Source organism: Phenylobacterium sp. (assembly GCF_044236515.1).
In the GTDB taxonomy this organism is placed as follows: Bacteria; Pseudomonadota; Alphaproteobacteria; order Caulobacterales; family Caulobacteraceae; genus Phenylobacterium.
This window is the reverse complement of sequence record NZ_JBIIGK010000092.1, coordinates 1-11415: the sequence shown is the minus strand read 5'-3', so window position 1 is coordinate 11415 and position 11415 is coordinate 1. Positions and strand designations below refer to the sequence as shown.

The 11415-nt window shown below is 69.0% G+C and carries 9 protein-coding genes; 1 reads left to right on the top strand and 8 read right to left on the bottom strand.

The window, feature by feature from the left end:
• The coding region (locus ACILRF_RS10465) for a hypothetical protein (RefSeq protein ID WP_395672606.1) at window positions 1–383 on the top strand (383 nt) is incomplete at its 5' end.
• Here ACILRF_RS10465 and ACILRF_RS10460 read toward each other — a convergent pair.
• The 8 genes from ACILRF_RS10460 to ACILRF_RS10425 all read right to left on the bottom strand — a co-directional run.
• Entirely contained in the window at window positions 380–1324 is a 945-nt protein-coding gene (locus tag ACILRF_RS10460) for a 2-hydroxyacid dehydrogenase (RefSeq protein ID WP_395672604.1), read from the bottom strand. The genes ACILRF_RS10465 and ACILRF_RS10460 overlap by 4 nt on opposite strands.
• Window positions 1325–1370: 46 nt before the next feature.
• Entirely contained in the window at window positions 1371–2333 is a 963-nt protein-coding gene (locus tag ACILRF_RS10455) for a LysR substrate-binding domain-containing protein (RefSeq protein WP_395672602.1), read from the bottom strand.
• A gap of 95 nt (window positions 2334–2428) precedes the next feature.
• Window positions 2429–4393 (bottom strand): NAD(P)-binding protein, encoded by a 1965-nt coding sequence (locus ACILRF_RS10450; RefSeq protein WP_395672600.1) that lies wholly within the window; start codon window positions 4391–4393, stop codon window positions 2429–2431.
• A 77-nt stretch (window positions 4394–4470) separates the two neighbouring features.
• Window positions 4471–5805: an aspartate aminotransferase family protein gene (locus tag ACILRF_RS10445; RefSeq protein WP_395672598.1), complete on the bottom strand. Its 1335-nt coding sequence runs from the start codon at window positions 5803–5805 to the stop codon at window positions 4471–4473.
• Window positions 5806–5990: 185 nt separating this feature from the next.
• Entirely contained in the window at window positions 5991–7373 is a 1383-nt protein-coding gene (locus ACILRF_RS10440) for an amino acid permease (RefSeq protein ID WP_395672596.1), read from the bottom strand.
• Between the two features lie 171 nt (window positions 7374–7544).
• Window positions 7545–9215 (bottom strand): amidohydrolase, encoded by a 1671-nt coding sequence (locus tag ACILRF_RS10435; protein ID WP_395672594.1) that lies wholly within the window; start codon window positions 9213–9215, stop codon window positions 7545–7547.
• Window positions 9216–9710, bottom strand: a complete 495-nt coding sequence (locus ACILRF_RS10430; protein ID WP_395672592.1) for a hypothetical protein — start codon at window positions 9708–9710, stop codon at window positions 9216–9218.
• Between the two features lie 59 nt (window positions 9711–9769).
• The coding region (locus tag ACILRF_RS10425) for a TonB-dependent receptor plug domain-containing protein (RefSeq protein WP_395672590.1) at window positions 9770–11415 on the bottom strand (1646 nt) is incomplete at its 5' end.

Below are 11415 nucleotides of genomic sequence, written 5' to 3'. Positions count from 1 at the left end.
TCCGCGGCCCGAAGCCGGACGTGATCGAGGTCGAGGTCGCCGGCCAGGTGATCCAGCGATACCGCGTCGGTCAGGACGGCCGCGGCGATCACGTCAATCCGGGCGCGCCGGCGGTCGTCGCCCAGACCACCTATGGCGACACCAACTGGATGACCAACTATCGCGGCTTTGTGACCACCTACTCGCTGAACGCCGAGGGAGACGTGGTCGGCCAGCGCAGCGGCGACGTCCCGGACTGGCTGAGCCCGAGGTTCGTCCTCGCCTTTAACCCCTCACGGCCCGGTCTCGACGCGGCCCTGAAGGCCGCCCTCGGCCAGATCCATGAGGAAGCCGACCGGTTCGAGGGCCACAACCACAGCCACGAGGACGGCGAAGGCCACTAGTAGCCGACGGCCCGGTCCACCAGGCCGTCGACGGGCTCGCCCCTCAACGCACGCCGCAGGTTGTCCGCGAGCACCGGCGCGGCGGTCTGCGGATAGGTGAAGGCCGCGGCGTGCGGGATCACCGCGATCGCCGGATGGCCCCAGAACGGGTGACCCTTCGGCAGGGGCTCCTGCCGGAAGACGTCCAGCGTCGCCGCCTCGATCTGCCCGCTCTCCAGCGCCGTCAGCAGGTCGGCCTCATTCAGGTGCGCGCCGCGACCGACGCTGATCAGGCAGGCGCCCTTCGGAAGGCGGGCGAACAGGTCGGCGTTCAGCACACCCTCGGTCTGCGGCGTCAGCGGCAGCAGGCAGACCAGGATCTCGCAGCCGGCCGCGAACTCCGCCAGACCGTCGTCGCCGCCAAACATCTCGACGCCGTCGAACGGTCGCGCGGTCCGCGCCCAGCCGCGTACCCGGAACCCGGCCGTCAGCAAGCTTCGCGCGCAGGCCCGGCCAAGCTCCCCCATGCCCATGATGCCCACCGTCCGCTCGCTGGCCAGCGGCGGTCGGATCGCGCGCCAGACCTGTTCGCGCTGCTGGCGTTCATAGCGGTGCAGCGAGCGGTGGTGATGCAGGGTGCGCATCAGCACGAACTCGCTCATTCCCTCGGCGAGGTTGGGGTCGAGCATCCGGACGATCGGCGCGTCCGGCAGGTCCGGGTCGAGCAGCAGCGAGTCGACCCCGGCCCCCAGCGAGAAGATCATCCGCAGGTTCGGAAAGCCGCGCCAGAAGCCGCGGGGGTTGGCCCAGGCGAAGCCGAAGTCCACCTCCGCCGGGTCGCCGCCGTCGGGCCAGATCCGCAGCTCGACCTCGGGCGCCGCCGCGCGGATGTCGCTGGCCCAGCGCTCCGGAGGGACGCCTTCGCAGGCGAACAGCAGGACAGGACGGCCTTCAGGGGTCACGGGAGGATCAAAGCCTTCAGTCGGAGAGCGCCGCCTCGGGCGCCGGTCACATGGTCTCGGCGCAGCGCTCGAGCCACCGGCGGAATTTCAGAATGCCGGGGCTACGCCAGCGATCGCGCCGCGCCCGGAACACGTACGCCCCGAACCGCGGCGCCGGCTCGGCCGGCGTGACGTTCAGCCGGACGAGCTGCCCGCCGTCCAGGTCGTCGGCCAGCAGGAAGTCGTTGGTCAGCGCCACCCCCTGCCCGCGCCGGGCGGCGTCCAGCGTCAGGTGGGCATGCCACAGCCGCGGTCCAGCCAGCCGGGTCGGCGTGGTGACGCCCTTGGCCGCCAGCCATTCGCGCCAGTAGGTGTCGTCGTGCTCGTGCAGCAGCGGCTGGTCCAGCAGGGCCTCTGCCGGGACGACCGGCGGCAATTCGGCGGCCAGCGCCGGGCTCGCGACCGCGATCACCTCCGGCCGGGCGATCTCCGAAGTCAGAAGGTCGCCGTCGGCGTTGGGCGTGATGTCCCGCAGGTAGCGGATCTCGGCGTCCGCCTCGTGCCGGCCGAAGTCCGGGGCCTGTTCAGTGGGGCGGACCTCGATCTCGATCTCGGGGTCCAGCGTCCGGAACTCGGAAAGCCGGCCGTTCAGCCAGCGATAGGCGAGACCCGGCACGCACCAGATCATCAGGCGATGGTCGTCGCCCTGGCGGGTCAGCTCGGCGCTGGCCCGGCCGATCTCCTCGAGGGCGGCGGAAATCCGCTCATGGTAGCGCGCGCCTTCGGCGGTGAGGCGGCCGCCCTGCGCCCGGTCGATCAGCCGAACTCCGGCCCAGGCTTCGAGCGCCCGCAGATGACGGCTGACCGCCGCGTGGTCGACGCCGAGTTCCAGCGCCGCCCGCCGGATGCCGCCGAGCTGCCCCACCGCTTCGAACGCACGCAGGCCGGAGAACGGCGGCAGCACCCGACGACGCAACCCCGATCTGGGGTTCTGGGGATTTTCCTCCCCGTCGTTCCACGCAACGCCCATGACATCCCCTTCGCGCGAAGGGTTGGCCTTTGCGGGCGTCTTGTAAAGCGCTGCCGCGTCGGGCGCCGGATCACCATCCGGTTTGCCGCCCACGATCAGATCCTCGCGAAGGGATAGGTCCGCTTTTCGATCACCTCGCTGACCGCCCGATGCGCTTCCAGGAAGGCCGCGTCGGTGTGCGGGCTGGCGGCGGCGTCGGAGTTGGCGATGGTGATCAGGCCGTAGGGCTGGCGACCGACCACGCACGGCCGGTTTTCGCTCTTGGTGAACACCCACTCCATCGGGTCGTAGAGGCTGTTGTAGGTATAGGCGTAGCCGTGCGGCCAGCGGTTCACCGTGATGCCGGCGATGTCGCGCGCCGGATCGAAGCCCCCGGCGCCCAGTTGGCGGGCCAGCTCGCTGCGGATGTTACGTTCGAAGGTCTCGAACGAGGTCTCCAGCAGCTCGGCGCGGCCGATCCGGTGCTGGTCGCGCCGCGGCAGGCCGGGCTTGGTCATCACCTTTACCAGGTGCAGGGCGATCGGATCGTCCGGCGTGCGGGCATGGTGCAGGCCCCCGAGGCTCGCCGCCTCGGTCAGCTCGCAGCTTTCGTGGAACGAGGTCGGGCTGGAGATCCGGCTGACGCCCAGCTTGTCCCAGGCGCGCCAGTTCCGCAGGGCGACGTTGGTGTAGATGATCGGGCCCTTGACCCCATAGGCGAGCGCCTCGCGCTGCGCTTCCGGCAGCTCGGGGACCATGTACGGGATGACCATGTTCCAGCAGGCCATGACCACGGCCTTGGCCCGGACCCGCGAAAGCTGACCGCGGTTGATGTAGCTGACCAGCGCCTCCTTGGCGGTGGCCGCGTCGCCGTCGTGGCGGACGTTGACGACCGTGCTGTTGAGGCGGATGCGCACCGCCTGGCCGTCCTGGTCGAGCTTGCCGTAGTCGACCTTGGCCAAGCCCATGTCTTCCTGGCTCGAGCCCTCGACCGCGTCGGGGATCAGGGTCTTGACCAGCAGGCGCGCCACCGTGGCGTTGCCGTCCGGGAAGTGCACCGAGTGGCCGCCCTCGCGCTGGCGACCGTGATGGCCGCCCGGCAGGTCGGCGAACAGGCCGCCCGGCAGCGGCTGCAGCCCTAGGCCGCCGAAGCCTGGCGCGCCCGACGCCCACGAGAACAGCGCCGGGGTCGCGTCGGCCCCGACGCAGAAGGTGCCGTGGCCGCTGGTCTGGTAGAACCACACGACCTGCGGATCGACCTTCACGACGTTCAGCAGGTAGTCGCGGTACGAGATCTTCGCCAGCCGCTCCATCTTCTGCTCGGGCGTCAGGCCCGGGAAGTAGTCCGGCTGGTTCGGGCCGATCAGGCGCAGCATGTCCGCCTTGGCCTTCGCCGACAGCGGGGTCTTGGCGATGGTCTCCGGCGCGATGCCGCGGCCGCGCGGGCCGTCGTTCACCACCAGCCGGTCGCGGCCCCAGGTCTGCTTGTCGAAGAAGTACGAGGGCTTGAGGTTGCGCGAGGCGTAGAGCTTGTCGTTCTCCTCGTTGGCCTTCTCATAGCGGTGCAGGTCGACGCCGATGTCGTCCAGCACCTGCCGGGCCCAGCGGTTGTAGCGCTCGGGCGACTCGATATTGAGCGTGCCGCCGTTGATGACCACCAGCTTGCCGTCGACGCGGAACTCGTTGCGCTTGGCGTGTCCGCCGAAGTCGTCGTGGTTCTCGAGGATCAGCACCCGGACATCCTTGCCGACGTCCTTGAGGAAGAAGTGCGCCGCCGCCAGGCCGCTCAGGCCGCCGCCGACCACCACCAGGTCATAGGTCTGGTCGACGTCGCGCGCCGCGCCGATGTCGAGCGTGCCGTCGCGCAGGGCGTGGGCGCTCTCGAAGGCCCCCGGGTGGCTGCCGCGCATCCCGGTCTTGGCCGGGGGATAGGTCTCGTTGGCCGCGCCGCCGCCCGGGCCTGCGCCCTGCGCCAGCGCCGCGCCGGGGAGGCCAAGGGCCAGCGCCCCGGCCGCCGCGCCGTGCACGAAGTCGCGCCGGCTGATCTGGCGGTCCATGCCAAGGTTGCGATCGCCGTCCATATGCCCCTCCCCGGGAATACGTCGGCGGGGCGAGGCCCCGCCGCTTTGTTACTGTTGGTGGCCCGTCCCGTTCGGAATCAGGCGGTCGCCTCGATGCATTCCCGCAGCGTATCGATGATCCGGTCAATATCGCCGTTGGTCGCGATGAACGGCGGCGACAGGGCGATGATGTCGCCGGTCACCCGGATCAGCACGCCCTTTTCGTAGCAGCGGTTGAAGATCTCCATCGCCCGCGCGCCCGGCGCGCCCGGCCGCGAGGCCATCTCGACGGCGCCGATGAAGCCGATGTTGCGGATGTCCGCGACGTTCGGCGCGCTCTGCAGCTCGTGGATGCGGGTCTCGAGGTACTCGCCGAGTTTGCCGGCCTTCGTGAACATGTCCTGTTCTTCGTAGGCGTCGAAGGTGCCGAGCGCAGCGGCGCAGGCCAGCGGGTGGGCCGAATAGGTGTAGCCGTGGAACAGCTCGATGCCGCCGTTGGCGACGCCGGCCAGGGTGTCGAAGATGCCGTCGCGCACCAGCACCGCGCCCATCGGCACGGCGCCGTTGGTCAGGCCCTTGGCCATGGTGACGATGTCGGCCTTCACGTCGAAGTAGTCGACGGCGAAGTTGGTGCCGAGGCGGCCAAACGCGGTGATCACCTCGTCGAAGATCAGCAGGATGCCGTGCTTGTCGCAGATCTCGCGCAGGCGCTTCAGGTAGCCCTTCGGCGGCACCAGCACGCCGGTCGAGCAGCTCACCGGCTCAACGATCACCGCGGCGATGGTCGAGGCGTCGTGCAGGGCGACCAGGCGCTCCAGGTCGTCGGCGAACTCCGCGCCCTGCTCTGGCATGCCCTTGGTGAAGCGGCTGCGGTCGAGATCCAGGGTGTGGCGGATATGGTCGACGCCGGCCAGCAGGTGGCCGAAGACCTTGCGATTGGCGACGATGCCGCCAACCGACATGCCGCCGAAGTTCACGCCGTGGTAGCCGCGTTCACGGCCGATCAGCCGGGTGCGGCTGCCTTCGCCGCGGGCCCGGTGATAGGCCAGCGCCATTTTCAGGGCGGTGTCGGCCGATTCCGAACCGGAGTTGGTGTAGAAGGCGTGGCTGTACCCTTCGGGGGCCATGCCCACCAGGCGGTTCGACAGCTCGAAGGCCTTCGGATGGCTCAGCTGGAAGGCCGGGCCGTAGTCCAGTGTCGCGGCCTGTTCCTGGATGGCGCGGACGATGTGTGGGTTGTTGTGGCCGGCGTTGACGCACCACAGGCCGGCGGTGCCGTCGAGGATGTCCCGACCGTCCTGGGTCTTGTAGTACATGCCGTCGGCCGACACGAGCAGCTTGGGCGCGGCCTTGAACGTCTTGTTCGGCGTGAACGGGACCCAATAGGCTTCGAGGTCATTCGGGGCCAGGGGGCGGGTCGAACTGACGGTCACGCGAAATCTCCAGAAAGCAGAGCCTTGCGCCTGGTGGAGGGCGCAGGGGGTTTACGGGCCAGGGCCCGGCCGTGGTGGTGAACTAGGACGCGCCGTCTTCCGCGTGAAGGTGCTTACGCTTCCGTCTGTGGTGACCAGCCGTCACCCGGTTCCGGCCGGTGCCGGAACCGGGGCCTCGGGTGAGGCTATTCGGCGGCGGCGGCCTGCAGCTTGCGCCGCCGCACCAGCGGGTAGCAGGCGCCCACGCCCACGGCGACCAGCAGGCTGAGGTAGAACTGGCTGGCCAGCGCCGGCGTCGCAACCATCGCCACCAGGACACCCAGGATGCCGAGGATCACCGCGTAGGTGGACCAGGGGTAGAACCACATGCGCACCGACGGCGGGGCGATTCCCTGCCGTGCCTGGTCGCGACGGTTCATGATCTGCGAGACGCACAGCAGCAGGTAGATGAACAGCATGATCGCGCCGGAGGCGTTGACCAGGAAGCTGAACAGGTCGCCGCTGATGTACGAGGCCGCCAGCGCGATGCCCGCGACGCCGCTGGCCAGCAGGGTCGCGCGGATCGGCACCCGCTTTTTGTTCACCGCCGCAAGGGCCTTCGGCGCATCGCCGCAGGCCGCGAGGACGAACAGCACGCGCGAGGTCACGTAGAGGCCGGAGTTCAGGCACGACAGCACCGCCACCAGGACGATGAAGTTCATCACCGTGTCGGCGTATGGGATGTTCATCCCTTCCAGAGCCGTCGCGAAGGGCGAGATGCCGGCTTCGATGGTGGTCCAGGGGACGACGCTGACGATCAGGAAGATCGAGACGACGTAGAACAGCAGGATCCGCACCGCCACCGAGCTGGTGATCTTGGCGATGGTCTTCTCCGGCTCGTCGGCTTCGGCCGCGGCGATGGTGGCGATTTCGGCCCCGGTCAGGGCGAAGATCACGCTGGTGATCCCGGCCAGGATGGCCAGCGGCCCGAACGGCGCGAAGCCGTCGTGCGCCGTCAGGTTCCCGAACGTCGGACCCCCCGGCGCGGTGATGCCAAAGGCGAAGATCGCGGCGATCAGGATGAAGCCGACGATGCCGACGACCTTCATCAGCGACAGCCAGAACTCGAATTCGCCGTAGGAGCGGGTGGAGGTCAGGTTAACCCCCATCATCAGCAGCAGCAGGACGACAGCGATCTGCCACTCCGCGAAGGCGGGGAACCAGAGCTCGAGGATCTTGGCCCCGGCGATCGCCTCGATGGCCACGACCACGACCCAGAAATACCAGTAGAGCCAGCCCGAGACGAAGCCGCCCCAGTCGCCGAGGCCGCGGCGGACGAACTCGGTGAACGAGCCCGCGCCGGGGTTGGCCATGGCCATCTCGGTCAGGATCCGCATCACCAGCAGGACCAGCAGGCCCGCCAGGGCGTAGCTGACCGTGACCGCCGGCCCGACGGTGACGATCGCCGTGCTGCTGCCGACGAACAGACCCGCGCCGATGATCCCGCCGATGGCGATCATCGAGACGTGCCTCGATTTCAGCGAGCGGCCCAGACCTTCCTGGTTCGGCTCGGTTACATTGCTGCCCACGTTCTAGTTTCCTCCACTCGCGAGGCGAGGCGCGGCGCGCCGCAGCCTGCCTTCAGACGTTCCCCCCAAGGAGCCTTGGCTGCCCGGAAAGACGCATCTTCCACAAGCCCACCGGCGCCACAATGGGCTTCGCGCTCCATACCCCGACTCGCGCCGACGCGAGCGGCCGCGTCAGGCGCGGTGCACGACCCGGCCGCCGAGGATCGTCGCGTGCGCCCTGACGTCGAACAGCCCCCGGCCACGCAGCCGGCGCGGGTCGGCGGAAAGCACCGCGAAGTCGCCGAACTTGCCCGGCGCAATCGATCCCTTGACCGCATCCTCGCGCAGCGCCCGGGCGGCCCACAGGGTGTAGCTGCTCAACGCCGTCTCGAAGCCGAGCGCCTGACCTTCGGCCAGCACCCCGCCCTCCGACGGTCCCGCCATCAGCGCGCCGATGCCGCCGAGCGGGCTGAAGTCCGGCTCGGTGCCGGTCGAATCCGACACCGCCAGCGGCTCCAGCCCGGCGTCGACAAAGCTGCGGAACACTCGCGGCCCGCCGCGTCGGCGCGTGCCGGACGCCGGGGCCGCGACCGTCAGCGTGACCCGCACGCCCATCGCCTTCATGCGCTGGATCGACGGCGCGTCGTCGATATAGGTGACGTGCTCGATGCGGTGGCGCAGGTCGCGAGGCGCCCGGCCCTGCGCCAGCTCCTGCGCCTTCATCGCCATCTCGAAGCCGACCCGGGTGACGCAGTGCAGGATGCACTGCAGCCCGGCATCATGGGCCAGCCAGACCGTGCGGTTCAGCTCCTCCTGCGACCATTTCAGGTCGTCGAAGCTCTTGCCGAGGCCATCGCCGCCGGTGCCGTCGACGAAGATCTTCACCCCTCCGAACCTCAGCATGTCGTCGCCGAAGCCGGCGGCCAGGCCGGTGTCCATCAGGGCGTCGATGTCCACCGTCAGCGGCGTGTGGATGTAGTAGCGGATCCGCAGCGGCAGCTCGCCGGCGACATCCATCTCCTGGATCGCCCGGATGTCGTTGACCGCCTTGGGAATGCCGGCGATCGAAGTGATGCCCTTGTCCACGAACAGCGGCGCGGTCTGCGCCCTCAGGGCGGCCTTGATCTCGTCGACGGTGTACGGATCGGCCGAATAGAACAGGTCGGCGATCTCGGTGACGATGCCGATCGGGTCGCCCGCCTCGTCGCGGTGGATGGTGGTGCCGACCCGCAAGGCGCCGTTGCGCCACCGCAGGTTCTCGGCCTCGGCCCGGTTCCACAGTCGCAGCGCCTTCAGGGCCGCCGTGTTCAGCATCGCCACGTGCAAGCCGGAGAACAGGATCAGCGGGTGTTCGGTCGTGATCGCATCCAGCTCCTGGCGCATCGCCAAGCGCTTTTCCGTCACCTTGTTCTGCAGGTCATAGGACGAGCGGCCGACGACCCAGCGGCCGGGCGGCGTCGTGCGCGCCTTGGCCGCCAGGGCCTGCTTGATCTGCGCCAGACTGGTCATCGGCGGCGCGTGCGCCATGACCATGTCCGAGAACGCGAGGGCGCTGAGTTCGAGGTGGACGTGGCCGTCGATGAAACCCGGCGTCACCACCCGGCCGCCGGCGTCGAACACCTCGGCGTCACGGGCCCCCGCCATCACCGAGCGGCGATCGCCGACCCGGACGATGCGCCCGGCCCGCACCAGGGCCGCCTCGGCCCGCGGACGGCCCGGGTCGAGGGTGACGATGTCGGCGTTGACGATGGCGAGGTCGCCGCCGGTCCGGGCCCTCGCGGCCTGGGCCCGCACTGCGGAGGGCGGCAGCGTCGCCGCGGCCGCGGCCGCCAGGCCGGCCCGGATAAGGTCGCGCCGCTGCATCTACTGCTTGCGGAAGATCAGCTTGAGGCCGCGCTTCTCGGCGCCGCTGGCGTCGTAGTCGGTGATCTGCGAGCTGAGGGTGCGGCCATCGGCGCTGACGATGCGCTCAAGGACCCGCGACAGCTTCCCGTCCTTGCTCCAGTAGCGGTTGCGCTGGCGATCGCTGATCTTGCGCAGGACGACCGTGTCCTGGCGCACGGCGGGCGGATTGGGACCGCCGGTGAGTTCGGTGCGGCTCGGGTATTCCTTGCCGTCGTAACGGGCGACGTAGTTGGTGACCTGGCGGGTGCCGTCCGCCTGCGTCAGGGCCGACTGATAGGTCTCCTCGTCGCCGCGCACATCGATGGTCAGCCGCTGGTCGGCCGCGCCGCCGCCGGTCGCGGCGTAATCGAGAAGCCACATGCCGGTGAACGGATCGGCCGCCTGGGCGACGGCTGGCGCTGCCGAGATCATCGCCAGGCCGAAGGCCGCCGACGCAAGGAAACCACGGGTCATGAGCAGCCTCTTGGAAAAGAAAAACGGCCCCGCGAACATCTCGCGGGGCCGTCGGTCGATCAATACCGCGCGGTGAACCGCGCGTACCAGAAGCCGCCGTTATAACCGAACGGCGAGGCGTCGTTGAAGCGTGCGCCTTCAGAGCCCGACTGGGTGCTTTCGTACCAGTTGGAGTTCGGAAGTCCGCGCGAGCGGATGTTCTGATCCGGATATTCGTCGAGCAGGTTCTCGACGCCCATCGCGAAGCTGAAGTTGTCGTTGAAGTCGTAGCGGCCCTCGAGGTCGAGCGTGACCTCTTCCCCGAACTTGATGGTGCCGCCGTTGACCGGCAGGGCATAGCTGACGATCGAGCCGTAGTAGTTGGCCCGCGCCAACAAGGCCAGCGGTCCGTTGCTCCAAGCCTGGGTCAGCGACCCGCGCAGTTGCGGGGTCAGGTTCTCCAGGTTGCCCTTGGTGACGTCGTTGATGATGCGGACGTTCCGCTCCGTCACCTTCGTCTTGTTGTAGTTCGCCGCCAGGGTGGTGGTGAACAGGCCGTAGTCCGTGTCGCGGCGATAGCTGGCCACGACATCGACGCCCTGGGTGCGGGTGGCGAAGGCGTTGGTGAAGAAGTTGAGGTTGCCGATCGTCGCCCAGTTCGCGACACCCAGTTCACGCAGCTTCTCGCGCGTCGCGGCCTCGGCGGCCGGATTGGCGGTATCGATGATCTGGAAGTTCTGCGACCGGCCGAGGCGGTCCTCGACCTTGATGTTGTAGTAGTCGATGGTCAGCGAGGCGCCCGAGAACGGCTCGATGACGACACCGGCCGCCAGGTTGACCGACTTCTCCGGCTTCAGCGGCGTCGCGCCGAAGAAGACGGCGGCCGGGTCCGTGGCCGGCAGGGTCACGTTCTCGGTCGGGCTGGCGCCGACGAAGCCCGTGACGCCGGCGGCGGTGAACAGCTGGCCGGCGGTCGGGGCCCGGAAGCCCGTCGAAGCCGCGCCGCGGATCGCGACCGCATCACTGATCTCGTAGCGGCCCGAAACCTTCGCGTTGGTCGTGCTGCCGAAGTCGGAGAAGTGCTCGTAGCGCACCGCCACGCCGAGCGAGAGGCGCTCGGTGATGTCGCCTTCCGCGTCGCCGTAGAAGGCGTAGCTGTCACGCGAGCTGTCGGTGGTGAACTTCGGCGAGAAGCCCGGGAAGCCGTTGGAGGACGGCGCCTGCGAGGCGGTGCCGCCGTTGCTCAGACGCTGGAAGGCGTAGGGCCCCACGGCGTAGGATTCCGGCTGGCCTTCCGAGATGATGTAGCGCTCGGTCCGGTGCTCGGCGCCGACCGCCAGGGTGACCGGGCTCGCGAGCCCCATCTCGAGCGGATACGACAGGTCGAAGTTGAAGCTGGTGTCCCGCTCGGTCAGCGTGCCGGCGTAGAACTCGGTCGGCGAGTTGGGGCCAAGCGACAGGTTCAGCGTGTTGTTGATGTGATAGACGATCCGGCTCTCGCCGCGGCTGGCGCTGAAGTCGTAGCGCAGGCCGGACGGAAGGGTGCCGCGCAGGCCGCCGGTGGCCGACACGTCGCGGATGTCGCCGATGAAACGCGGATTATAGCCGTACGGGAAGACCGACAGGAACGAGAAGGTCCGGCCGTTCACGTCCCAGGTGCCGTTCGGCAGCTGGTCCAGGTAGATGGTGTTGAACACCGACGAGGCCGGGTAGTTCTGAGTGCCGA

Excerpts from the sequence above, each read along its gene's own strand:
- ACILRF_RS10455 (WP_395672602.1), bottom strand. The coding sequence starts at position 2,333 with ATGGGCGTTGCGTGGAACGACGGGGAGGAAAATCCCCAGAACCCCAGA.
- ACILRF_RS10450 (WP_395672600.1), bottom strand. The coding sequence starts at position 4,393 with ATGGACGGCGATCGCAACCTTGGCATGGACCGCCAGATCAGCCGGCGC.
- ACILRF_RS10435 (WP_395672594.1), bottom strand. The coding sequence starts at position 9,215 with ATGCAGCGGCGCGACCTTATCCGGGCCGGCCTGGCGGCCGCGGCCGCG.
- ACILRF_RS10430 (WP_395672592.1), bottom strand. The coding sequence starts at position 9,710 with ATGACCCGTGGTTTCCTTGCGTCGGCGGCCTTCGGCCTGGCGATGATC.